The organism is Nostoc linckia z4 (assembly GCF_002608075.1).
In the GTDB taxonomy this organism is placed as follows: Bacteria; Cyanobacteriota; Cyanobacteriia; order Cyanobacteriales; family Nostocaceae; genus Nostoc; species Nostoc linckia.
In genome coordinates, this window is the sequence record NZ_LAHA01000023.1 from 22,031 (window position 1) to 44,764 (window position 22,734).

The 22,734-nt window shown below is 43.6% G+C and carries 23 protein-coding genes; 12 read left to right on the forward strand and 11 right to left on the reverse strand.

Annotated features, from left to right (window positions below):
* Positions 1-306 precede the first annotated feature (306 nt).
* Both VF06_RS18575 and VF06_RS18580 read left to right on the forward strand, forming a co-directional pair.
* A complete protein-coding gene (locus tag VF06_RS18575) occupies positions 307-1,857 on the forward strand; it encodes a GAF domain-containing sensor histidine kinase (RefSeq protein WP_099069517.1) in 1,551 nt (516 codons plus the stop codon).
* Between the two features lie 346 nt (positions 1,858-2,203).
* The gene (locus VF06_RS18580; protein ID WP_099069516.1) at positions 2,204-3,619 is read left to right on the forward strand and encodes an IctB family putative bicarbonate transporter; all 1,416 of its coding nucleotides are present in this window, start codon (positions 2,204-2,206) and stop codon (positions 3,617-3,619) included.
* A 105-nt stretch (positions 3,620-3,724) separates the two neighbouring features.
* Here VF06_RS18580 and VF06_RS18585 read toward each other — a convergent pair whose 3' ends face one another.
* Positions 3,725-4,000, reverse strand: coding sequence for a WGxxGxxG family protein (locus tag VF06_RS18585; protein WP_099069515.1), 276 nt, complete (start codon positions 3,998-4,000; stop codon positions 3,725-3,727).
* A 180-nt stretch (positions 4,001-4,180) separates the two neighbouring features.
* Positions 4,181-4,648 carry an SsrA-binding protein SmpB gene (gene smpB / locus VF06_RS18590; protein WP_099069514.1) on the reverse strand — a complete coding sequence of 156 codons (468 nt, stop codon included), beginning with the start codon at positions 4,646-4,648 and terminating at the stop codon, positions 4,181-4,183.
* A 791-nt stretch (positions 4,649-5,439) separates the two neighbouring features.
* On the opposite strand from smpB, the gene VF06_RS18595 reads away from it, so the two are divergent.
* Positions 5,440-6,123 carry a response regulator transcription factor gene (locus tag VF06_RS18595; protein WP_099069513.1) on the forward strand — a complete coding sequence of 228 codons (684 nt, stop codon included), beginning with the start codon at positions 5,440-5,442 and terminating at the stop codon, positions 6,121-6,123.
* A 199-nt stretch (positions 6,124-6,322) separates the two neighbouring features.
* Here VF06_RS18595 and VF06_RS18600 read toward each other — a convergent pair whose 3' ends face one another.
* The 4 genes from VF06_RS18600 to murC form a co-directional block, all read right to left on the reverse strand.
* Positions 6,323-6,808: a low molecular weight protein-tyrosine-phosphatase gene (locus tag VF06_RS18600; protein WP_099069512.1), complete on the reverse strand. Its 486-nt coding sequence runs from the start codon at positions 6,806-6,808 to the stop codon at positions 6,323-6,325.
* A 74-nt stretch (positions 6,809-6,882) separates the two neighbouring features.
* Positions 6,883-7,233, reverse strand: coding sequence for a YbaB/EbfC family nucleoid-associated protein (locus VF06_RS18605; RefSeq protein ID WP_099069511.1), 351 nt, complete (start codon positions 7,231-7,233; stop codon positions 6,883-6,885).
* A gap of 258 nt (positions 7,234-7,491) precedes the next feature.
* Positions 7,492-8,493: a UDP-N-acetylmuramate dehydrogenase gene (gene murB, locus VF06_RS18610; protein WP_099069510.1), complete on the reverse strand. Its 1,002-nt coding sequence runs from the start codon at positions 8,491-8,493 to the stop codon at positions 7,492-7,494.
* A 120-nt stretch (positions 8,494-8,613) separates the two neighbouring features.
* Positions 8,614-10,074: a UDP-N-acetylmuramate--L-alanine ligase gene (murC, locus tag VF06_RS18615; protein ID WP_099069509.1), complete on the reverse strand. Its 1,461-nt coding sequence runs from the start codon at positions 10,072-10,074 to the stop codon at positions 8,614-8,616.
* A 406-nt stretch (positions 10,075-10,480) separates the two neighbouring features.
* Between murC and nadD the strand changes: the two genes are divergently transcribed.
* Positions 10,481-11,098, forward strand: coding sequence for a nicotinate (nicotinamide) nucleotide adenylyltransferase (nadD, locus tag VF06_RS18625; RefSeq protein ID WP_099069507.1), 618 nt, complete (start codon positions 10,481-10,483; stop codon positions 11,096-11,098).
* A gap of 126 nt (positions 11,099-11,224) precedes the next feature.
* Positions 11,225-12,238: a type I glyceraldehyde-3-phosphate dehydrogenase gene (locus tag VF06_RS18630; RefSeq protein WP_099069506.1), complete on the forward strand. Its 1,014-nt coding sequence runs from the start codon at positions 11,225-11,227 to the stop codon at positions 12,236-12,238.
* Positions 12,239-12,340: 102 nt separating this feature from the next.
* On the opposite strand, the gene thiL is transcribed toward VF06_RS18630, so the two are convergent.
* The 3 genes from thiL to VF06_RS18640 are packed head-to-tail and all read right to left on the reverse strand — an operon-like array spanning position 12,341 to position 14,596.
* A complete protein-coding gene (gene thiL, locus VF06_RS18635; RefSeq protein WP_099069505.1) occupies positions 12,341-13,366 on the reverse strand; it encodes a thiamine-phosphate kinase in 1,026 nt (341 codons plus the stop codon).
* Positions 13,359-13,463 (reverse strand): histidine kinase, encoded by a 105-nt coding sequence (locus VF06_RS39305; RefSeq protein ID WP_143861797.1) that lies wholly within the window; start codon positions 13,461-13,463, stop codon positions 13,359-13,361. The genes thiL and VF06_RS39305 overlap by 8 nt, the downstream gene beginning before the upstream one ends.
* Positions 13,464-13,489: 26 nt before the next feature.
* Complete coding sequence (locus VF06_RS18640; protein WP_180267615.1) at positions 13,490-14,596, reverse strand: peptidylprolyl isomerase; 1,107 nt, start codon at positions 14,594-14,596, stop codon at positions 13,490-13,492.
* Between the two features lie 415 nt (positions 14,597-15,011).
* Here VF06_RS18640 and efp point away from each other — a divergent pair, with 415 nt between their 5' ends.
* The 3 genes from efp (at position 15,012) to VF06_RS18655 (ending at position 16,647) form a co-directional block, all read left to right on the forward strand.
* Positions 15,012-15,569: an elongation factor P gene (efp, locus tag VF06_RS18645; RefSeq protein WP_099069503.1), complete on the forward strand. Its 558-nt coding sequence runs from the start codon at positions 15,012-15,014 to the stop codon at positions 15,567-15,569.
* A 109-nt stretch (positions 15,570-15,678) separates the two neighbouring features.
* Complete coding sequence (gene accB / locus VF06_RS18650; protein ID WP_099069502.1) at positions 15,679-16,236, forward strand: acetyl-CoA carboxylase biotin carboxyl carrier protein; 558 nt, start codon at positions 15,679-15,681, stop codon at positions 16,234-16,236.
* Between the two features lie 63 nt (positions 16,237-16,299).
* Positions 16,300-16,647 (forward strand): ArsR/SmtB family transcription factor, encoded by a 348-nt coding sequence (locus VF06_RS18655; RefSeq protein ID WP_099069501.1) that lies wholly within the window; start codon positions 16,300-16,302, stop codon positions 16,645-16,647.
* 169 nt (positions 16,648-16,816) lie between these two features.
* Here VF06_RS18655 and VF06_RS18660 read toward each other — a convergent pair whose 3' ends face one another.
* Positions 16,817-17,428: a GerMN domain-containing protein gene (locus VF06_RS18660; protein WP_099069500.1), complete on the reverse strand. Its 612-nt coding sequence runs from the start codon at positions 17,426-17,428 to the stop codon at positions 16,817-16,819.
* Positions 17,429-17,654: 226 nt separating this feature from the next.
* On the opposite strand from VF06_RS18660, the gene VF06_RS40970 reads away from it, so the two are divergent.
* Positions 17,655-17,783, forward strand: a complete 129-nt coding sequence (locus VF06_RS40970; protein WP_143874628.1) for a histidine kinase — start codon at positions 17,655-17,657, stop codon at positions 17,781-17,783.
* Here the strand turns inward: VF06_RS40970 and VF06_RS18665 are convergent.
* Positions 17,749-19,557 carry a proline--tRNA ligase gene (locus VF06_RS18665; protein ID WP_099069499.1) on the reverse strand — a complete coding sequence of 603 codons (1,809 nt, stop codon included), beginning with the start codon at positions 19,555-19,557 and terminating at the stop codon, positions 17,749-17,751. The two genes, VF06_RS40970 and VF06_RS18665, sit on opposite strands and share 35 nt — an antisense overlap.
* Positions 19,558-19,807: 250 nt before the next feature.
* On the opposite strand from VF06_RS18665, the gene VF06_RS18670 reads away from it, so the two are divergent.
* The 3 genes from VF06_RS18670 (at position 19,808) to VF06_RS18680 (ending at position 22,733) form a co-directional block, all read left to right on the forward strand.
* Positions 19,808-21,199 carry a lysophospholipid acyltransferase family protein gene (locus VF06_RS18670; RefSeq protein WP_099069498.1) on the forward strand — a complete coding sequence of 464 codons (1,392 nt, stop codon included), beginning with the start codon at positions 19,808-19,810 and terminating at the stop codon, positions 21,197-21,199.
* A 384-nt stretch (positions 21,200-21,583) separates the two neighbouring features.
* Complete coding sequence (locus VF06_RS18675; protein ID WP_099069497.1) at positions 21,584-22,147, forward strand: cupin domain-containing protein; 564 nt, start codon at positions 21,584-21,586, stop codon at positions 22,145-22,147.
* Positions 22,148-22,163: 16 nt separating this feature from the next.
* On the forward strand, positions 22,164-22,733 hold the full coding sequence (locus VF06_RS18680; RefSeq protein ID WP_099069496.1) for a carboxymuconolactone decarboxylase family protein: 570 nt from the start codon (positions 22,164-22,166) through the stop codon (positions 22,731-22,733).
* The last annotated feature ends 1 nt before the right edge of the window (position 22,734 follow it).

The following is a 22,734-nucleotide window of genomic DNA, read 5'->3' on the forward strand; positions in this document are numbered from 1 at the left end:
ATCATAGACTCTTTGTTATATCCTTGAGGTTAGGTTACCCTGACTGAATCAAAATCTAACGTAATCTGATTACCAAATCTCAAGTAATAGAGACTACACAAGCTAAGGATAGAGAACATTCAGTACCAGTAAATAGTAACTGGAGTAGACTCCGTAGCCGACTTAATACAAGAGGTAAAAAATTTTTGCCTCAAAATTGTTTGTCAGAGGCAAAATTGGGGAATGCTTAAAAATAGCAATTGATAACCCACAAATAGGGCATATATCAATTTACAGTATCGAGAAATTATTAAGGTAGCAGTGGCAATGGTAGAGCCTGAAAACAAATTATTTGCCTTAAAGGATGGTTGGACTTCTCAGGAAACAAGAGAACAACAACGTCTTAAAGCTTTGTCAGATCTAGGTTTACGGCAACCAGAAACAATTCCGGTTTTTGAAGAAGCTACTCAAACTGCTGCCCACTTTTTGGAAGCACCAATTTCCATTTTGGGATTTGTGGATCGAGAACGCCACTGGTTTAAGTCAGCAGTGGGCTTATCTAGACTAGGACTAATGAATCATTTGGCACAAAGCCGCCAACTCTCACCTAGAGAATCTTTTTGTAGTCAGGTAGTGGAGAGTTATCAAATATTTGTTATTAATGATACGCATAAACTTACAGATACAGTATTGGCTAACAGTAAGTTAGTTCAGGAGTATGGTATCCGTGCTTACTTGGGAGCGCCCCTGATTGATGCTTCAGGAAATTGTTTAGGTGCATTAGCGGTAATGGATTTAGTACCGCGCAATTTTACCAACCGAGATATTGAGTTTTTACAAATCATAGCTCGTTGGAGCATGAGTGAATTTGAGCGTAATCGACTTTTACAAGGAAAACTCGAATCAAATACTCCTGTAGCTCCTATATTTTCACTCAACGATGAACGCAACACTGAAATTAAAATCGCGGCATCTCATTTAGAAAATGACTCTGTTTCTACTAAGCAACTGAAACTGCAACTTTTAGAACAGCTAACTCAGGAGTTACGCACACCGCTAACATCTGTACTTGGCATGGCTAGCGTTTTGGGGCGGGAAATTTATGGGCCTTTAACGAGTAAACAGAGAGAATATTTAGAAATTATCCAACACAGTGGTCGTTATTTACTTTCTTTAGTCAACGAAATTACTGAACTTGGAACCATAGATGACAACTCCATTGTGCTAAATTTGGCTCCTGTGGATATTGAAATGCTCTGCCAACAGGCTATCAATACTCTAGAAGAAGCGGCTAATCGCCGAGACCAAGATATTCGCCTGTCTATCGAACCAGGACGCAACCGTATTTGGCCTTTAGATAAAGACAAGGTACGGCAAATCCTGTATCATCTAATTTTTAGTGTGATTCAGCTTTCGGCTACAGGTAGTGTTGTTCGCATTCATGTCTCTTATAAAGAAGATACCCTTAATGTGACTATTTGGGTGTCCCATCCTTGGCTGGGAGATGGCATTACTGAGGTCGATCCCTACTTCCGCCTGAATTCTCTATCTTTGTTAGAACTCACAGGTGAAGTCGCAAGCTACAATACTCGCAAAGAAAGCCAGGAGCAACCGGATATTTCACCCGTGGCAGTAGACAAGTTAAAAAACTTGAGTGATTCCCACTCCAATTTATTTGCTCCTAATTCAGATATGAATTTAGCCAAAGGCAATGGAAGTCTTTCTCGTGAAAGCTTGGGTTTATTGCTAAGCTGTCAGCTTGCAGAGTTGCATGGCGGACAAATTTTGGTTCAAGGTTCACCGGAATCAGGATATCGTTATGTGCTTTCTTTACCATTGCAACTAGCAACTTCTCCACAAGCAACTAGCGATGTTTGATTTTAAGCGATAGCGATCGCTAAATGGAAAGTCCGTGAGATAGATGAAGGGTTAATCAATAGCTGTCTTTTTTTAGTATTTATTGAAGTGTTTTGGAATAAAAGGTGAAACTGATGGCTATGAATAAAAGTGCCATCGCCAATACCAATTTTAGATTTTAGATGAAAGGATTTTGGATTAAAAGCCTTTGCTACAAAGCTATTCCAAAAATTTCAAACAATACTTACTATGCTAATTTGGTATAATTTGTAATCTACGTTATTACGTTATTACCTTTTTATCACTATACACATTATGATCGATTCCAAGTTCTGCGTCGGCAGGCTCATCGATCGCAATGTTTTTTATGAATTTAGTCTGGCAACGATTTACCTTATCATCTTTACCGATCAAAGAATATCTCGCTAGCAGTTACGTCCACCGCTATATGGTGGGACTGTTGAGTTCTTGGCGGCAAACTAGCATCTTAATACAGTGGGGAGATGCCATCGCAGCTGCTTTACTGTGTTTGGTGTATGCCCTTGCACCTTTTAGTTCGAGTACATTAGTTGGTTTGTTGCTGGTAGCTTGTGCAGGATTTTGGCTACTGTTAACTTTATCTGATGAACCAACAACAAATGTTTCCTCAGTTACTCCCATTCACTTGTTGGTATTGCTCTACTGGTCAATTGCCGCAATTGCAACAGCGTTATCACCAGTCAAAAAAGCTGCCCTTACCGATTTGGTAACCTTGAGCCTGTATTTGTTACTATTTGCCCTTTGTGCCAGGGTGTTGAGATCACCCCGCCTGCGGTCTGGGATTATCGTTATTTATTTGCACATTTCATTAATTGTCAGTGTGTATGGTTTGCGCCAATGGTTTTTTGGAGCCACAGCACTAGCAACTTGGGTTGACCCGGAATCTCCTTTGTCTAAAACCACAAGGGTCTACAGTTATTTAGGCAACCCCAATTTATTGGCTGGATACCTACTACCAGCAGTCATTTTTAGCTTAGTGGCAATTTTCGCATGGCAAAGTTGGCTCAAAAAAGCTTTAGCATTAACCATGTTTATTGTCAATACTGCTTGCTTGGTTCTTACTTTTAGTCGTGGCGGTTGGATTGGACTCGTGGTGTCAATTTTAGTTGCGATGGCATTGCTAGTTTATTGGAAGAGTATAGAAATGCCACCTTTTTGGCGTACTTGGTCGCTACCGATTGTGTTAGGAGGTTTAATCGGGGTATTGCTGCTAGCAGTAATATTTGTAGAGCCAGTGCGCTTGCGGGTATTTAGTATTTTTGCTGACCGACAAGATAGCAGTAATAATTTTCGCCGCAATGTGTGGGATGCTGTTTTTGAGATGATTGCCGATCGCCCCATTCTCGGCATTGGCCCTGGTCACAACTCTTTTAATAAAGTTTACCCGCTGTATCAACGCCCTCGTTACACTGCTTTAAGTGCTTATTCAATTTTGCTAGAGGTGGCTGTAGAAACTGGATTTGTTGGTTTAGCCTGTTTTCTTTGGTTGATTATCGTATCATTTAATACAGCATTTATCCAAATGCGACGATTGCGACAACTGAGAAATGTAGAGGGATTATGGTTAATTGGAGCGATCGCCATCCTGTTCGGTATGCTAGCTCACGGCACTGTAGATACTGTCTGGTATCGTCCTGAAGTCAATACCCTCTGGTGGCTGATAGTTGCTTTAATTGCTAGCTATTGGACACCTCTAGCTCAAAACCAGGCAAATTCATCTAACTCGGAATTGCCTGCAAACTAAGGGATTTCCAAGTAAAAAATATTCAAGCATAAGACTGTTGACGGTTCACAGTCAACAGTCAACAGTCAACCACCGATAGCAGATTGTCCCGAATTCAAAATCCCACTAGTCTCTATAAGTAGCCCCAGGAGTATTGGGGTCACGATAACGGGCTGGTTCGTCATCACGCTTTTTCCCAGCCAAACCAGCTAGACCCAATAGACCAATTAATCCCAACCAACCCCAATCAAAATCGTTGCGATCGTAAGTGGTTGTTCTTGGGGTGGTAGTAGTTCCAGGATCGGTAGTTGTTTGAGCTTGGGCAGATAAACTTAAAGGCAAAATTCCCATACTCAAGGTGAGTACTCCAGCGCCAAGAGCTGTAATCAAATAACTTTTCATCTTGTAAAAATCCCTGATGCCATCCAAAGTTACCCACTAATGTATCGAGTTCCAATATTGGCTAAATCAATCTGCGGCTAGAAACTAGAGATTTTCACAATTCACGCTGTAGGTATATAACATGTTTGTGGGGAGCAATGGATTTATCACTCTGATGTAGTAGTTAGGCACCTTTTAGTGTTAGTAGTTTTTCATCGCCCGTTGTATGTCACGCTGATCTTGGCGACGTTTCAGGTCTTCTCGCTTATCATGCAACTTTTTACCTTTGCCAAGGGCTATACTGATTTTTACCCAGCCTCGTTTGAGATACATTTTCAAAGGAACTAAAGTTAAACCCTGCTGTTCCACTTTGCCAATTAACTTGCGGAGTTCTTGGCGATGTAGCAACAATTTGCGTGTACGGCGTGGTTCATGATTAAAATATTGCCCACTAGCTGTATAAGGTGAAATATGGACATTGATTAACCATGCTTCACCATTACGAAGTAAAGCATAGCCATCTTGGAGATTAACTTTACCTGCACGAATAGACTTAACCTCAGTACCTGTCAACTGAATTCCAGCTTCGTAAGTTTCCAGAATTTCATACAAATAACGGGCTTGGCGATTATCGCTAATAACTTTGTAACCTTCGTTCTTGTCGCTCATTGATAATTTGTGTACTTGAGATGTACTTAAAAAATTGTTCGGATTGGTTTATAAATTATAAGGTGTATTTTATAACCCCTATAAATGCTAGACTGTATATTACTAATTTAGCTTTTCTAACTTTGTAATTAAAAATTTTCTAGTAACCTTAAATTACCTAGATTTTACTCATTAATCATTGGTCATTGAACAAAGGACAAACACAGGAGTCTCAGCTAAGGCTTCCTGGTTGGGAAACTCCTCTTTAGCAAGACGCTTTTGCTAGCTCGCTTTCCCATAGGAGTACGGTTACAAAGGAGAAAGGATATTTATGGCGATCGCTACTGAAAAATTATTGTTGCAATCAATATTAATTTACATAATCGTGAGCATTTACTCTAGCTTATTAATGACTTGTTACAAATTACAAAGCTGTTTATGCCTCGTAAATATTAGGAAATAGAAGCTGAGTTACACTTCGTTAACCCTTCCTCAGGATTAATACTTTCTTTATAAATCAACCCTGAGGCAGTCATTAGCTGGTAATCCTGTCATAGTATGAAACATAAGAACACTATTACTGCCTGTGTTCACTTATGGAGCTGTAAAACCAAATTTCTGAATCAAAGGGAAAAGGGAACGGGTAACAGGCAACAGGGAAATAAGCCACCTACAAGGGGCAAGGCTTTAAACCTTACTTCGGGGCTAATTCTCTCTTGTGTTCGTCCAACCCCCAACCCTGTTTCCCCTGTGTTCGCGCAGCGTCACGAAGTGGAGGGGCTGAGTAAAAAAATGCTAGGGGTGTACTGTCCATGCCCTTGAAGATCCTTGTAGTGGATGACGATCTGGGCACTCGTTTGTCTGTTAGCGACTATCTTGAACTGTCTGGCTACTCTGTGATTACGGCTAATGACGGTCAAGAAGCTTTACTTATGGTAGATGAGTACCATCCTGACTTAATTGTTACGGATATCGTCATGCCACAGATGAACGGCTATGAACTAGTGCGCCGGGTGCGTCAACAACCTATGTTTCGTCTGTTACCTGTAATTTTATTGACAGCACGAACTAAGACCCAAGAAAGAATTTTGGGCTATCAGTCGGGCTGCGATTTATACTTGCCCAAGCCTTTTGAACTAGAAGAGTTAGCAGCAGCAATCCGTAATCTTTTAGAGCGATCGCAAATTATCCAATCAGAGTACCGCTTTTCTCATAAAGACAGTTTAGAAATTTACCCTTCTACAAAAACAGTAGATGCTCATAATTCTCTATCCACTCAAATTCAGAAACCCCACTTATACTCATCCCTGACTCACAGAGAACAAGAAGTTTTAGAACTGTTAACTCATGGTCTTTCTAATGTTGAAATGGGTCATCAGCTACATCTGAGTCCTCGAACAGTGGAAAAGTACGTTAGCAGCCTATTGAGAAAAACCTCAACCAGCAACCGGGCAGAATTAGTCCGTTTTGCAATTAAACATGGTCTAGTTGAATAAAAGTCAGGAGTTAAGAGTGAGGAGTTAAGAATGAGGAGTTAAGAGTTAAAAATTAGTAGCAAATAGTGAAAAATTTAGCTCCAAACCCCTAAATCCTAACTCCTAACTCCAAACCCCTAACTTCTAACTCCTAACTCCTAACTTCTAACCCCTAACCCCTAACCCCTAACTCCTAACTCCTAACCCCTAACTCACAACTTTAGATGATTGTTTTTTGGCTGGTAACGTAGCTTAGGAGGCCTTCACAAGCATCAATCAGTAAATCAATCACCTGATTAAATCCTTCTTGGCCTCCATAATAAGGGTCTGGAACTTCCTTGAGGCTGTGTCGAGAGCAAAAATCGCACATCAAACGCACTTTGTGATGATACTGCCCAGTTGGGTCAAGAGTAAGAATATCGTCATAATTCTCTCGATCCATTGCCAAAATTAAATCAAAATCTTGAAAGTCTGATTTTTGAAATTGGCGTGCGTGACCACGCAGCTTTATTCCTAACTTTGTAGTAGCCGCAGCACTCATGCGTCTATCGGGTGGACTACCAATGTGATAGCTGGATGTACCAGCAGAGTCACAGAGGATGTGTTCGCTCAAGTCAGCCTGCTCAATAAGATGATTCATAATATTCTCTGCCGATGGCGATCGGCAGATGTTACCTAAGCAGACAAACAAAAGTTTGTAAGTCATAAATATCTGTTGTCCTTTGTCATTCGTCCTTTGTTCTTTGCAATGACCAATGACTAATGACCAATGACTAATGACTATTGAAATCCAGGAAGCTCAAGTCCACTGGTCAAGTCTTCCATACGTTCCCGCATGGTTGTTGTGGACTTATTGTAGGCTTCTTTCATGGCTGCGGTTACGAGATCGGAGAGTACTTCTGCGCCTTCTGATAAAGCATCTGGAGAAATTTCCACTCGCCTGGGTTCTTGGTTACCACTGACAATTACCTTGACCAGACCACCGCCGGACTCTCCTTGAATTTCCATTTGCTCCAATTCTTCTTGGAGTCGCTTTGCGCCTTCTTGAACTTGCTGTGCTTTCTTAAAAGCTTCAGCTAATTCCTTCATTTTTCCCAAGCCAAAGCCGAATCCTTGTCCTTTACCTGTCATAATTGGTTTTACGCGTGTGCGTTGAATAACAAATCAAATTCAATTATAGATGCGGTAAGTAATTTGCCTATTTTTTTACCAATAATTAATGCATTCGTAAATAGGATATGGGGGATTGGGAATTAAGAGTTACGAGTGAGGAGTTGTTCTGACTCCCTGACTCCCTTATCCCCCCGTTGTTGAGTTTCGACTACGCTCAACTACCGCGAAGTCAAACCACATCTCCTTCATTTCCCCATCTTCCCATATCCCCACTTCCTACCCACAAGCAGCTTGAAATTCTCCAAGCATTTTGACTTCTGGTTCTAAGCGAATAGACCAACGATCTTGTACCTGACTTTGGATGTGGCGAATCAGACAGAAGATATCACTGGCTTTTGCCCCTCCACGGTTAACGATGAAGTTAGCATGGAGTTGTGCTACTTGTGCCCCACCAATTTGGTAGCCTTTGAGTCCGGTTTGTTCAATTAACCAGCCTGCGGTATAGGGTTTAGGATTGCGGAACACGCTACCACAACTAGGGAAGTTGTACGGTTGGGTGTTTAACCGATGTTTTTTGTGTTCTTTTGTGATTGCTATAACTTTTGCTGGATCTGCACCTGGTCTGAGCTGGAAAGTGGCTTGGGTGACTATGCGATCGCCACCTTGCAATAAAGAAGTCCGGTAGCTATAACCTAGTTTATCGGGGGTGAGAATTTCTAGGGTTCCGTCGGGTGATAAAACCTCGGCGCTAACTAACATATCTGCGATACAGCTATTATGTGCCCCTGCATTCATCACCACAGCTCCTCCGACTGTGCCAGGAATGCCAACAGCCCATTCTAATCCTTGCCATCCCAATGATGCCACTTCCCATGCTAAGCTGGGAATTGATTCTCCCGCAGCAACGGTTAATTGGCCTGTTTCGTGGTCAAAGTGGCTGAAGCGGAGATGACGAGTGGCAATTACTAAGCCTGATATCCCGCGATCGCTCACCAGCAAGTTAGAACCCGCCCCCAGTGTTGTCACTCTTAAATCGTGTTCTTTTGCGTATTTAAGACTTGCTTGTAGTGCTTCTATGTTTCGAGGGGCAACATACCATTGGGCCGCTCCCCCTACCCGATAAGAAGTAAATGCCGACAAGGAAGCCTGAGACTTGATCGCACAATCAGTATTGGGTAAATAAATTACCTCGTTCTCCACGGAATTAGCTGTTTGTTGTTTCTTTGTATTCAAACCAGAAGCTGTGCAGACGTTTCCTACTGCCTGGGAAATGGTCATTTTTACTTTTTATTGGTTAAATTTTTACATTTATTTACCGTAAAACTACGGTATTAGATTCACATCAAACCGTTACGAAAATTCGCTTTGGTGAAAAATAGAACTTCGCCAACTCCACAATCAGGATGTGGCTTTGGCAGGCTCACGGAGTGTTGCAATTATTTCAGGAATGACTTGATTTAAGTTCCCTGCGCCCAAAAACAGCGCCAAGTCTCCCGGACGCAGTGTTTGTAGTAGGAACTCACGCACTGAGCATAAAGATGGTTGATAAACTACCTGGGAATGTTGCTTGGCAATTTCCGCCCTTAGATGCTCGCCACTGATTTGTCCTAAATTAGGTTCGCCTGCGCTGTAAATATCAGTTAGCACGACTAAATCAGCATGACTAAAGGACTGGGCAAATTCTTCTAAAAACGTCAGTGTACGGCTATAGCGATGGGGCTGGAAGATGGCTACCACTCTTTGTCCTGGTCTTGCCTGTAAACGTGCAGCAGCTAGAGTAGCGCGAATCTCGGTTGGATGATGAGCATAGTCATCGATGAAAGTAATACCATCGACTTCACCCCGAAACTCAAAGCGGCGTCTCGATCCCTCAAAGGTGGCGATTCCTTTGGCAATTTCTCCAAATTCTAAGCCTAAGACACGACCAACAGCTACTGCTGCTAAAGCATTACTGAGATTGTGCCGACTTAGCAGGCGCAACTTCAAGACGCCTAAAGCTTTGCCTCTTTCCCAAACTAAAGCTGTGGTGCCATCAGCACGATAATCAATATTAGTAACAGTGTAGTCAGCGTCACTATCTGAGTGTAAGCTGTAGCTAATTGTTGGTTGCAAGCGATCGCGCACTGTAGCACAGTCAATACTACCTACCAAAGTTTTGCAACCTTTGGCAAATGTCTGGAAGATATCAACTACTTCTTCTAATGTATCGTAGTGGTCGGGATGATCGAGTTCAATATTCGTAATGATGCCAATTTCCGGAGCGTGTTTTACTAAAGAACCATCTGATTCATCTGCTTCAGCTACCAAATATTGGCTTTGTCCCAGTCGAGCATTGCCTTCCCAAGCATTGACTTCACCACCAACTAAAATCGTTGGGTCTAGTCCTGCTTCCAGCAACATATAACCAATCATACTACTAGTTGTAGTTTTGCCGTGGGTTCCTGCGACTGCAATACTATAATAATCAGCTATTAAGGCTGCTAGTACATCTGAACGATGCAAAATAGGACAACCTAATTCCAAAGCTGCTTTGTATTCTAAATTATTCGTGTTAATTGCTGTTGAACAAATGACTTGAGGCAGTTTTAAGTTACTAGTAGTAGCTAATTTTTCTGGTGAATTTAATGCTACAGTCTGAGATTCTTGGGGGCGAAAGAATTCAAGATTGCTTGCCTCTTGTTTACCAAAAATATGAGCACCGATAGATTCCAACTTGTGCGTAATGTGGTTTGGACGCAAGTCCGAACCTGATACTGGAAATTGACGTTTAGCGAGAACGTATGCCAGAGCAGACATACCTATACCGCCGATGCCAATGAAATGAAATGGTCTACCACTAAAGTCTACAGAATTACTCATTTATTGCTCCTCTTACACCACACCACACCATAAATCACAAATGACACGCGTATCATAACAGGAATTTGATTTTTACCATAATTACTCCTGCGTTATATTCATGCCTAATACCCGGATGAGTTTTCTGCTCTGGTTTTGCGAATTTAGAATGATTTTACCTTGGTTGGAGGTTTTTGCTATTTCTGAACTGTTCTTATGATTATTCGCAAAATTTTGGCTGCATCGGGACAGAAATTCTTGTAATGACAAATACATATTTTTAGCTACCTTACTGTAATTGACTGCAATAGTACATTGTTTAGTGAAACTGATTTTAAATTGCATCAAGTCTACTTTGAGAATTGAGTACAATAGTACATTGGTAATGAAACTATTTTTCAATTGCATAAAACCCAGGCATAACTGGATGCAGCAACTAGCAATTTTTGGTGGCACATTCGATCCAATTCATTGGGGACACCTACTCGTAGCCGAGACAGCTTTGCATCAAGTATCCCTTGAAAAGGTAATTTGGGTGCCATCTTTAAATCCTCCTCACAAAGAAGCAGCTTTGTTTGAGCATCGTGTAGAAATGCTGCAATTAGCTACAAAAGATAACCCAGCGTTTACTGTCTCACTAGTGGAGAAAAAACGCTCTGGGACTTCCTATGCCATTAACACCCTGATCGACTTATCTGCTTGTTATCCAAATACTCACTGGTACTGGATTGTAGGCTTGGATGCTTTCCAAACTTTACCTCATTGGTACCGTGGACACGAATTAGCACAAATGTGTGATTGGTTAATTGCACCCCGACTGCTGGGTGGTGAGACTATAACTCAAAGTGAGTTAATCTGCAAGCAAGTCGAAGAACAACTAAACAAAGACTCACATATAATTAATTGGCAATTCCTGGATATACCTTTAGTAGGAGTTTCGTCAAGTCTGATTAGGAAGTTTTGCCGAGAAGGCCACTCAATTCGTTATCTAGTCCCGGAATTGGTCAGATCCCATATAGCCAACAATAATCTTTACTCCAAATAAATCTGAATAAATTATGTGTTTTTTTATTGATCTAACACTTTATGGTTATAAGTGATCCCCCCCTTTGCGATATGATTGGGGTCAACGACATCAACATATAGGCATAAATACAGAGGGCAAGACACTGTGATTAGAGTTGCAATCAACGGTTTCGGGCGTATTGGACGTAACTTTGCGCGTTGCTGGGTGGGTAGAGAGAATAGCAAGATTGAGCTTGTAGCCATCAATGACACATCAGATCCTAGAACCAATGCTCACCTGCTAAAGTATGACTCAATGCTAGGGAAGTTAAAGGATGTTGACATCACTGCTGATGATAACTCCATCATCATTAACGGTAAAACCGTTAAGTGCGTATCCGATCGCAATCCAGAAAACTTGCCCTGGAAGGAGTGGGAAATTGACTTAATTATCGAAGCAACTGGGGTATTTACCAGCAAAGAAGGAGCGCTCAAGCATGTGAATGCTGGGGCCAAGAAAGTTCTGATTACCGCTCCTGGAAAAAATGAGGATGGCACCTTTGTGGTTGGTGTGAATCATCATGATTATGACCACAACAAACACCACATTATCAGTAACGCCAGCTGTACTACCAACTGCTTGGCTCCCATTGCCAAAGTGTTGAACGAAAAATTTGGCATCATCAAAGGCACGATGACCACCACCCATAGCTACACAGGTGACCAGCGCTTACTAGACGCTTCTCACCGAGATTTGCGACGGGCGAGAGCCGCAGCCATCAACATTGTACCCACCTCTACTGGTGCGGCAAAAGCAGTGGCACTCGTAATCCCAGAACTCAAAGGCAAGCTTAATGGCGTTGCCTTACGCGTACCAACCCCGAACGTTTCAATGGTAGATTTCGTAGTTCAAGTTGAGAAGCGTACTATTACTGAAGAAGTTAATCAAGCCCTTAAAGACGCCTCTGAAGGCCCACTTAAAGGCATTTTGGACTACAGCGAACTACAACTAGTTTCGTCAGATTATCAAGGTACTGACGCTTCGTCAATTGTTGATGCCAGCTTGACTTTGGTTATGGGCAATGACCTAGTAAAAGTCATGGCTTGGTATGACAACGAGTGGGGTTACAGTCAACGAGTCTTGGATTTAGCGGAATTGGTAGCCGAGAAGTGGGTTTAATTAATAAAGTTAAGATTTAGGAGTGAAGAGTTAGGAATAAAGGCTGAAGAATGAGGAGTGAGGAATTAAAACTCCTAATTTCTAACTCCTAACTCCTAACTTCTAACTGTTAAAGTGTTGAAATCCCTGGCTTAGAGTGAGAACTTGGTCGGGGAATTTTTTTAGTTCGTCGTGTAATAGTATCGTTGAACCTGATGTAATTCTGCCAACGATGGCAGCACCTCCACCAAGATGTTTTACTAAAGCTGATGCTGATTCTTGTGGCAAGCACAGTATTAATTCAAAGTCTTCGCCACCGTATAGAGCATATTCTAATGCCTGCTCTAGTGTTAACCAATGGCTAAAAGCTGTTGGTAAGGGAATTTGCCTCAGTTGTAAGACCGCACCAACGCTGCTGGCGCGACAAATTTGGATGACAGCATCTGCTAAACCGTCACTGCTATCCATACCAGCAACAGGAATTTTGGATTTTAGATTTTGGATTTTAGATTCGCAATTGAAAATTTTTTCGAGGATGGGTAAGACATCTAACCGTGGCTGGGGACGCTGATGTGCGGCTATGAGAGCCGTCTTTTGTTCCTCGTTGAGTTTTTGTCCTAATTCGGGATGCAAAAGCAGTTGTAAGCCAGCGTGGGAGGCTCCGTGAACGCCAGTAACGACAATGGCATCTCCCACAACAGCAGCAGAACGCCGGATAATTCTATGAGGGTGAACTTGACCAAAAGCGGTAATTGCCAAAGTAGTCACAGGCGATCGCACCACATCACCGCCAACAATTGGGGTATTGTACTGTTGCAGGCATTGTGTCATTCCTTGATACAAGCTTTCAACCCAACTCACACTCAAATCTCCAGGAAGTCCCAGTCCAACGGCGATCCCCAATGGTGAAGCACCCATCGCTGCTAAATCAGACAAGTTGGCAGCCGCAGCACGCCAACCCGCATCTTCTGGGGAAGTGGTAAGGTTACTAAAATGTACACCATCAACCAGCACATCAGTGGTAACCACTAAAGATTGCTCTGGTGCTGTCACCAATACTGCTGCATCATCGCCAATAATTTCTGGTGGACAAAAACGGTGTAATCTTGCCAGAAGACCTTGTTCGCCAATATCTTTGACTTTAGTCATTTGTTATGGGGCATTGGGCATTGGGCATGGGGCATGGGGCAAACAGGGCAAACAGGGCAATGTCTCCCTTGTCTCCCTTATCTCCCCATCTCCCCATCTTCCCATCTCCCCAGTCCCTCATCTTTACGCAGCTTGCGGTTCAACCAGATTTTCTATTCCTTGGACTACTGTTGCTGACTCAATTTTGTCACCAGCCTTGAGTTTATCCAAAACTTCCTTGCCTTCAGTGAGATAGCCAAAAACGGCGTAGCGACCATCTAGTAGGTTCCGTCCGGCGGGAGTAAGTTCTGGTTCAAAGAGAAAGAAGAAAAATTGTGAAGAACCTCCGTTCACTTCACTTTCAGGACGAGCCATAACTACTGCACCAAAAGCAGAAAAAGGTAGAACTGGCATATCAATATAACGACCAGCTTCTTCTAGGGTAATGCCATAGGTAGGCTCCTTGTCGCCTTCAACCAAGATTTCTAAGGGGATAGCGCGGTATTTGCCTGTTTTTGGGTCAATAAAACCGACTTCTTTTCCTGGTGGATCTCCGGTTTGCAGAAAGTAAGATTCTTCAGAACGGGTAAATTCTAAGCCATTATAAAAACCCCTCTGCACTAAATCTATAAAATTACCAGCAGTGACGGGGGCGCTGTAACCATCTACTACAAGGGTGAGGTCGCCTTTGTTGGTTTTTAATTCCACAGTGGCACGACCTTTAAGTTGTGGCAAATTACTATACTCAGCAGGAACCTCAAAGGGAAATTCCTTGACCATTGATTCTTCTAGCTGAGTGACAAGATTCAGCAATTTAGTTCTCTGCTGCAAAATTTGTTGTTTATCTTTATTGTTTGCCAATTCTTGCAGTTGAAGCACACCAGATTTTAATTCGTTAATCCAAGCTTCTGCTTGGGGTTGGCGTTCTTCGGGAACACTTGCTAGGATTTGGGAGGGTTTATCGAGAATGCGAGATGCTTGGCTGATATCTTTGGAAACAGCACCCCAGCGGCGATTTGCCCGCATTTGGTTAGAGATGTCCTCTAAAGAGGCTTGTAATTGCCGCACAGGTTTGTTATTTATCGGGAGTGCATACCGCAACAAAGCATTACCGTCAGTAATTGCATTGCCAGCTGGCAGCGCGGCGCTACTAGAGGGAGTCCACCCAGCTGTAGTTATGCCTAAAAATATTGTTACCAGGAGTATTGCCATTAGGCTGTTCTTCAGCCAGGATTTTAATAACTTAAACATGGAATAACTCAAATGCAGCATTGATTATTGTTAACTGGACGTAACCCATCAATAATCTTCCCACAGTAGGAGTGCCCAGTGCAGAGTGTTGACTGGGGACATGGCTTCGCAAAGGGTAAAGGGGAAAGGGTAAAGGTTAAAGGGTAAAGGTTAAAGGGTAAAGGTTAAAGGGTAAAGGGTAAAGGGTAAAGGTTAAAGGGTAAAGGTTAAAGGGTAAAGGGGAAAGGGTAAAGGTTAAAGGTTAAAGGGTAAAGGTTAAAGGGTAAAGAGAAATCTTTCCTTTCCCCCTTCCCCTTTCCCCTTTCCCCCATGCCCGATGCCCCATGCCCCATACCCAATGCCCAAAATGAATAACTAATTACTCCGCTTGAAGGGTACAATAAATGCCGATTGTCTTCCAAAACTTGAAAGTTTCATGATCTCCAGCAACGACTTTCGACCTGGTGTCTCAATTGTATTAGATGGATCTGTATGGCGAGTGGTGGAATTCCTCCACGTTAAGCCAGGGAAAGGTTCTGCCTTTGTACGAACCAAACTGAAAAATGTTCAGAATGGGAGTGTGGTGGAAAAAACCTTCCGGGCAGGGGAAACAGTACCCCAAGCCACTTTAGAAAAAAGTACGATGCAGCATACCTATAAAGAAGGCGATGAGTTTGTCTTTATGGATATGGAAACCTATGAAGAAGGCAGATTGAGTGCTGCACAAATTGGCGATCGCGTAAAATACCTCAAGGAAGGTATGGAAGCTAATGTCATTCGTTGGGGCGAACAAGTCCTAGAAGTGGAACTGCCCAACTCTGTGGTTCTAGAAGTTGTACAAACAGATCCTGGTGTAAAAGGTGACACTGCAACAGGTGGTACTAAGCCAGCTATTCTCGAAACTGGTGCAACTGTGATGGTTCCCTTGTTTATTTCTCAAGGGGAGCGCATCAAAATTGATACCCGTGATGATAAATATTTAGGCAGGGAATAAGTTTGGATTTCGCTCTCAAACAAATCCCGATTTAAATCCCTCTTTAGGGATTAAATCCCTGCCACACTTAAAAATGCTAATTTACGGATAGGTCGAGGTAATAAAAACTGTGCCATTGGACTTTAATGAAATCCGCCAATTACTGGCAACTATCGCACAAACTGACATTGCAGAAGTCACGCTCAAAAGCGATGATTTTGAACTAACAGTTCGTAAGGCTGTGAGCCTCAGCAATCATATGTTGTCGGTAGGTCAAGCGACCTTAGGCGGTGTGGTAGGTTCGGGCTTGTCATCGGGTTTAGCTACGGCAAACCAAGTGGCTACAAGTCAGGTAACAGAGGTGGCTACAGGTCGCCTGTTTGATAATGCTGCAACAGGAGGGCAATTGCAGTTGTCAGTTAATGCCCCCTCAACCATTGACCAGAGATTAGTAGAGGTGCCTTCTCCGATGGTGGGAACATTTTATCGCGCTCCTGCACCAGGTGAAGCACCATTTGTAGAAGTGGGCGATCGCGTCCGCAAGGGTCAAACAGTCTGTATCATCGAAGCCATGAAGCTGATGAATGAAATCGAAGCCGAAGTATCAGGGCAAGTGATGGAAATTCTCCTCCAAAATGGCGAACCAGTAGAATATGGTCAACCTTTGATGCGAATAAACCCTGATTAAGTATTAATCTAGATTATGAAGTGAGTCATTGTTAAAACTTTCAATCCTTGCGGGTTAATCCTGATGAAACAAACGTTGCCTTTACCACCAGAAGTGGTGCAACAAGTAGCTGAATACTTCGGCCTGTTAAGTGAGCCAATGCGCCTACGGCTGCTACACTTACTGCGGGATGAAGAAAAATGCGTGCAAGAGTTGGTAGAGGCAACACAGACTTCTCAGGCAAATGTGTCAAAACACCTGAAGATAATGTGGCAAGCAGGAATCCTTAGCCGCCGCAGTGAAGGGACTTGCGCCTATTACAGGGTAGAAGATCAAACGATTTTTGAGTTGTGTAATCGGGTTTGCGATCGCCTCGCCACAAGGTTAGAACAGCAAGCCCGTAATTTTCGTGTCTTGAATACCAAACGGTAAGTCTGAAAAAGTTATGAGTTATGAGTTATGAGTTGTGAGTTATGAGTTATGAGTTGTGAGTTGTAAGTTATGAGTTGTGAGTTAAAACTCCTCACTCCTAACTCCTAACTCTTAACTTCTCACTCCTAACTCCTAACTCTTAACTTCTCACTCCTAACTCTTAACTTTTTTAAAGCGGATAGTTTTTGTCGAAGCTTTCACGAGTTAGTGGTTGCTGTAACTCTATACCTTCACCACCCAAAACATCCAAGGGTTTACCATTCACGTCGATGTAAACTTTGGCTTTTGGATTTAAACTTGTTGCAGTATAAACAACTTGCCCCACACGACCTATCATTGAGGCACTACCACCACCGCGAGTAAATTCTTCAGATAAATTCACGCGAACTTCATCGCTGTCCGCTTTCAGTCCTAATAATTTAGTTCCCTTGGGAATAGTTGTGGAATCTGTTCCTTCTGTTGGGCCTGCTAACAAGCTTTCAAAAGCTGCTTCTAAAGCTTGGTTGGGTCGTACAGCAGCTACTTTCACAGAATGGGGAACCAAAGCAATATTTTTATTCTTTGGTCTTAGCCAATAAACATTGGCAGTTTGTTCATTAGCTGGCTGTCTAGTTGATGGCTGTCCTGGCTGTTCAATACCTTGAGAGGGTTTTGACGGTGTAGGGGTATTGTTAGATTGTGAAGTTAACCAAGCCACACCGCCACCTACCGCTACAACTGCTGCTGCGACACCTGCAATTATGCCTGAAGAAATACGATTAGATCCTTGTTGGTCTTTCATGTTCAAAACCTTCCTGACTGAGGGCTGAGATGGTAGTTATGTGAGGAGCAGCCTGGTTAAAGACGATACTGACATGTGGAGAGTTTCCCACAATTTAGACGAGGCTTCGTGCCTCAAAATCCGATTATTTTTTTAATCCTGCAAGTCCCTAATTCAATTTTAGAATTTGCACTTCTAGTCCGTCACTGTCGAATTGTTTAAATTTTGGGAGATGGGGAGTGGGGAGATGGGGAGGTGGGGAGATGGGGAGGTGGGGAGGTGGGGAGATGAGTTTTTACCCTCTGCCCAATGCCCAATGCCCCATGCCCCATGCCCATTGTCTATTTGCCTATTGCCTCTTCAACCCACTGTTTGAGGGTTGCGATAACTTCTTCAATGGGAATTTCTTGGGATTTACGGGTTGCTCTTTCTACTACTTCGACTTTGCCGTTGGCGATCGCTCGCCCGGTTACAATCCTGTATGGGATGCCTATCAAGTCTGCATCTTTGAATTTCACTCCAGCTCGTTCGTCGCGGTCATCGAGTAAGGTTTCGATGCCGGCTTGATTGAGTTGGGCGTAAAGTTTTTCGGCAATTTCCACTTGTTGAGTATCATTAATGTTAGGAATTGTGACGATGGCGTGATAAGGTGCGATCGCTACTGGCCAAATAATTCCATCTTTATCATAAGATTGCTCGACGGCAGCTTGGGCTAGACGCGATACGCCTACACCAAAACAACCCATGACTAGTGGTTTTTCTTCACCCTGTTCATTGGTATAAGTTGCTCCCATGCTTTGGGAATATTTAGTGCCTAATTGGAAGATGTGACCTGCTTCAATTCCCCTAGCGCTTTGTAGGGTTTGTTCTGGGTTATGAATGGCGCGATCGCCTGGTCTAGATTTACGCACATCTACGACTAATTCTGGTAATTTAAATTGCTCGCCCCAGTTCGCACCTACTACGTGATAGCCAGTTTCATTCGCCCCTGTGACAAAGTTTTTTAAATCAACGGCTGTTCGATCCACCAAGCGCAAAAATTGAGGATGAATCTGTTTATTAGCGGCAATATAGTCATCTGGAATGTCTGGCGCAATGTAGCCTAAAGGCAGAGATTTCGCTGTCCATGTTTGCTGCACTTGGGAATTTGGTACGCTCAAATTGAGAATGGTTTGAGCGCCATAGTTAGAAGCTAATTTGGTCAATTCATTTTGCAATTTGACTTCATTAACTTCTTGGTCGCCTCGGATGCTCACCAAAACCAATACCGTCACACCATTGTTATATACTGTTTGGTAAAGGACATTTTTCACCACTTGGGTGGGAGAACATTGGAGGAATCTCGAAACTGTTTCAATGGTTTCTGTTCCAGGTGTATCGCGTTTTTCGTAGGTTGTAAACCGTGAGGGTTCGATATCGGCTGGTAAAGAAACAGCCTTTTCTACGTTAGCGGCGTATTTACCATCTTCAGTGTAGAGAACTTCGTCTTCGCCAGCTTCCGCCAACACCATAAATTCTGTGGAACCAGAACCGCCAATTGCGCCAGAATCAGCTTCCACTGCCCGAAAAGCCAAGCCGCAACGCCTTAACATATTACTGTAAGCTTGATACATATCGTCGTAAGTTTTTTTGAGGCTAGCTTCATCGACGTGGAAGGAGTAGCCGTCTTTCATAATGAATTCGCGTCCGCGCATTAAACCAAAGCGGGGACGAATTTCATCGCGGAATTTAGTTTGAATTTGGTAAAGATGCAGAGGTAATTGGCGGTAGGAACGAATCATATCACGAGCGATCGCTGTGATTACTTCTTCATGAGTCGGGCCTAATCCTAATTGTTGTTCGCGGCGGTCAATTAGGGAAAACATTATTCCCTCAGCTTTGGTGTAAGTATCCCAACGTCCCGATTCCTTCCATAAATCAGCTGGTTGTAATTGCGGTAAAAGACATTCTTGTGCGCCTGTAGCGTTCATTTCTTCACGCACAATTTGGGAAACCTTTTGCAGTACCCGCCACATTAAGGGGAGATAAGCATAGACACCACTACCGATGCGACGAATGTAACCTGCACGGAGTAATAATTTATGGCTGGGAATCTCAGCATCAGCTGGATCGTCCCGCAGTGTAACAAATAACATTTGTGATAGTCGCATCGTTTATTACCTTTCCAAAATCGCTAATTTCTATGTCAACTAAAGTTTGAATTATCAAGGATAAAGTACAAAGGGACTGGGGCAAAACCCTTCGGGTAGGGAAAAGGGCAAAACCCTTCGGGTAGGGAAAAGGGCAAAGGTCATAGGAAGAAGCAAAGACCCCTCGTTTTACCTTTCTCCTTTTCCCTTGATCCTTTCCCCTACCCGAAGCCATCTCCCCATTCCCCAATCACTTTAGGAGAAAACAACCTTGTCTAATGTAATTTATCAAGCACAGCCACCTTTAGAATTTATTCCTCCAGCATTCAACCCGTTATTCCTACGAGTTGTTCATTTGTTGTTACCAAGTTTCATCAAATGGCAAACACCCATTACCAAAATTGAAGCAGACAATGTAGAAGTTCTGGTAGACCTGTATCGTCAGTTCCAGGAGGGTAAGATCCGTTTTCTGCTGGCTTTTCGCCATCCTAAAACTGACGATCCCTTTGGTTTGGGTTACTTGCTGTCTCAACTCGTGCCAAAGGTAGCACGATCGCAAGGTACAGCGTTACAATTTCCGATTCACGCTCATTTTATCTACGATCGCGGTATTCCTCTATGGGCTGGTTCTCACCTTGGCTGGATTATGTCTGGTTTGGGTGGTACTCCGATTCAACGGGGTAAGGCTGATTGGACTGGGTTACGTTCGGCGCGTGATTTGTTTGCTAATGGAAAATTTCCAATGGCTGCGTCGCCAGAAGGCGCTACCAATGGTTTGTCGGAGATTATCAGCCCCCTAGAACCAGGTATTGCCCAGTTAGGCTTTTGGTGTGCTGAGGATTTGCAAAAAGCTGGACGGGACGAACAGGTTTTAATTGTACCAGTTGGAATTAAATATAGTTATGTTGATGCTCCTTGGGATGCGATCGCTAATCTTTTAGGTGAATTAGAAGCTGCTAGTGGTTTACCTGTAAATGCACCACAACCAGGTAATGTTGCTACTGTAGAAACGCTATATCCGCGATTATTAACTTTGGCAGAACATTTACTTTCGCTGATGGAAGTATTTTACACGCGTTTCTATCATCAAAAACTACCAGATGCCAAAACTGTTGCTGAGCAAATTCCAGATAGAAATCAAGCGTTAGCAGTGCGTTTACAAGCTTTGTTGAATGCAGCCCTGTTAATATCAGAACAATATTTTGATTTGCAATCCAAAGGTACTTTAACTGACCGTTGTCGGCGAGTAGAACAAGCAGGGTGGAATTATATATTTAGAGAAGAATTTAAGGATGTGAAAGGAGTATCTGCTGTGGAAAAAGCTTTAGGCGATCGCGTTGCCGAAGAAGCCAATGCAAGAATGTGGCACATGCGTTTAGTGGAAAGCTTTGTGGCGGTTTCTGGTAATTATATTAAAGAAAAACCAACGGTAGAAAGATTTGCCGAAACAACTCTAATTTTATGGAAAATGATTGCTAAAATTCAAGGCGATAAAGCTCTCCAACGTCCTAATTTAGGAAAGGAAAAAGTCAAATTAACTGTGGGCGAACCTATATCTATTTCTGAACGTTACCCAGCATATAAAGAAAATCGTTTGGGTGCTAGACAAGCTGTTGCTGATGTAACCAATGATTTGCAACAAGGGTTGGAAAAATTGATTTAAAAAGGAAAATTACAGTATTGACTACTATTGGCTCTTATCGTATGAAAGTTAAAATCCAATCGACGGCTGAGGAAATAGCTTATGCTTGGGATACTAATCGTAACAGTTAATCTTTCTTTGATGTCAAGTAAACTTTTAATGGGGTTTAAATCTAAGACTATTTTTGACTCATATAAACATCAAGTTATGTCTAGTTTATTTACCTATACTTACTGATTTTTCTGTATCTGGGGCGGAAAAACGCACAATAACAATGCTCTGCTCTTGCCAAAGACAGGAAGGCAAGGTAACATCTACCTAGCTCGCCGTCTTAACCTTCAACTACAGCTAAGACATCCTCTTTCTGGCGGGTGCTTGCATAGATTCAAGACTAGGCGAATCGGTATGAATCCAACTCAAACATTCCGGAGAATCGTGACCGGCCATGACGACGCTGGCCACGCAGTGATTGTTTCAGACGCGCCACCCACCCGCGTGCAACAAGTGGGTGGCCCAGGTGGCCCAACTTTCTTTGAAGTGTGGAGCACTCGCGAAACACCCGCCATCATCGATCGGCAGTCCGGTGAGCCTGCCGAAAGCGGCTTGGTGCTGGCTCCTCCCAAGGGCGGTACACGCATCCGCGTCATGGACTTCCCGCCTGAAGGCGACGCGATTCGCAAGTTGACGGAGACCGAAGCCGCCGAGAAATTTGGCGAGATGGGTGGCGCTGACGCCGCGCGATCCAAGGCAGGCGCTCCGCATCCTTTGATGCATCGCACGCAGACCATCGATTACGCGATCGTGCTAGAGGGTGAACTGACGCTGGTTGTGGATCGCGGCGAGACGACCATCCACGCGGGCGACATCGTGATCCAGCGCGGAACCAATCATGCATGGGCGAACCGCTCGAACAAGAACTGCCGTGTCGCCTTTATCCTGATCGACGGTCAGTTCACGGACGGATTATGATTCACAGGAGCCTTTCATGCGTCTACCTCCGATTCTTCCTGAAAACCTGAGTCCTCAACTCCGCGAGGTACATGACGGCATCGCCAGCTTGGTCTCGCAAAAACAGAGCCGGATCGTCATCCTCAACGAACAGGGCGCATTGATCGGCCCGTTCCCGGCTATGCTGCACTTCCCGAAGTTCGGTGTGCCAGCCATGCTGCTCCAAAGGGCACTCGCGGCCGAGGCGTGCCTCCCCAAAACAGTCCGCGAGGTAGCAATCCTGACCGTCGGCGGAGCCTATAGCGCCCGCTACGAACTCTACGCGCACGAAATCACGGCTGCGGAAGTTGGCCTGTCGCCCTCTCAAGTTGCGACATTGGCGGCTGGTGGACGGCCTACGGATCTGAGCAACGAAGAAGCCATCGCCCACGATGTTGCACGGGCGTTGGTTGCCGGACACATCTTGCCAGCCTCTACCTATGAACGCGCAACGGAATTGTTGGGCCGGGATGGAGTCGGCGAACTTGTGTTTTTGATCGGCGGTTACTCTCTCATCGCAATGGTTTTGAACTGCTTCGACGTGCCAGTGCCCGGCGTCGATTCCTGAC

Bases quoted from the DNA above. Each gene is read 5' to 3' on its own strand.
- VF06_RS18580 (WP_099069516.1), top strand. From the start codon at position 2,204: ATGAATTTAGTCTGGCAACGATTTACCTTATCATCTTTACCGATCAAA.
- VF06_RS18655 (WP_099069501.1), top strand. From the start codon at position 16,300: ATGAAACAAACGTTGCCTTTACCACCAGAAGTGGTGCAACAAGTAGCT.
- murB (WP_099069510.1), bottom strand. From the start codon at position 8,493: ATGACCATTTCCCAGGCAGTAGGAAACGTCTGCACAGCTTCTGGTTTG.
- VF06_RS18595 (WP_099069513.1), top strand. From the start codon at position 5,440: ATGCCCTTGAAGATCCTTGTAGTGGATGACGATCTGGGCACTCGTTTG.
- thiL (WP_099069505.1), bottom strand. From the start codon at position 13,366: ATGACTAAAGTCAAAGATATTGGCGAACAAGGTCTTCTGGCAAGATTA.
- nadD (WP_099069507.1), top strand. From the start codon at position 10,481: ATGCAGCAACTAGCAATTTTTGGTGGCACATTCGATCCAATTCATTGG.
- VF06_RS18585 (WP_099069515.1), bottom strand. From the start codon at position 4,000: ATGAAAAGTTATTTGATTACAGCTCTTGGCGCTGGAGTACTCACCTTG.
- VF06_RS18665 (WP_099069499.1), bottom strand. From the start codon at position 19,557: ATGCGACTATCACAAATGTTATTTGTTACACTGCGGGACGATCCAGCT.
- VF06_RS18640 (WP_180267615.1), bottom strand. From the start codon at position 14,596: ATGTTTAAGTTATTAAAATCCTGGCTGAAGAACAGCCTAATGGCAATA.
- VF06_RS18680 (WP_099069496.1), top strand. From the start codon at position 22,164: ATGCGTCTACCTCCGATTCTTCCTGAAAACCTGAGTCCTCAACTCCGC.
- VF06_RS18660 (WP_099069500.1), bottom strand. From the start codon at position 17,428: ATGAAAGACCAACAAGGATCTAATCGTATTTCTTCAGGCATAATTGCA.
- efp (WP_099069503.1), top strand. From the start codon at position 15,012: ATGATCTCCAGCAACGACTTTCGACCTGGTGTCTCAATTGTATTAGAT.
- smpB (WP_099069514.1), bottom strand. From the start codon at position 4,648: ATGAGCGACAAGAACGAAGGTTACAAAGTTATTAGCGATAATCGCCAA.
- VF06_RS39305 (WP_143861797.1), bottom strand. From the start codon at position 13,463: ATGGGGAGATGGGGAGATAAGGGAGACAAGGGAGACATTGCCCTGTTT.
- VF06_RS18675 (WP_099069497.1), top strand. From the start codon at position 21,584: ATGAATCCAACTCAAACATTCCGGAGAATCGTGACCGGCCATGACGAC.
- VF06_RS18575 (WP_099069517.1), top strand. From the start codon at position 307: ATGGTAGAGCCTGAAAACAAATTATTTGCCTTAAAGGATGGTTGGACT.
- murC (WP_099069509.1), bottom strand. From the start codon at position 10,074: ATGAGTAATTCTGTAGACTTTAGTGGTAGACCATTTCATTTCATTGGC.
- VF06_RS18600 (WP_099069512.1), bottom strand. From the start codon at position 6,808: ATGACTTACAAACTTTTGTTTGTCTGCTTAGGTAACATCTGCCGATCG.
- VF06_RS18605 (WP_099069511.1), bottom strand. From the start codon at position 7,233: ATGACAGGTAAAGGACAAGGATTCGGCTTTGGCTTGGGAAAAATGAAG.
- VF06_RS40970 (WP_143874628.1), top strand. From the start codon at position 17,655: ATGGGGAGGTGGGGAGATGGGGAGGTGGGGAGGTGGGGAGATGAGTTT.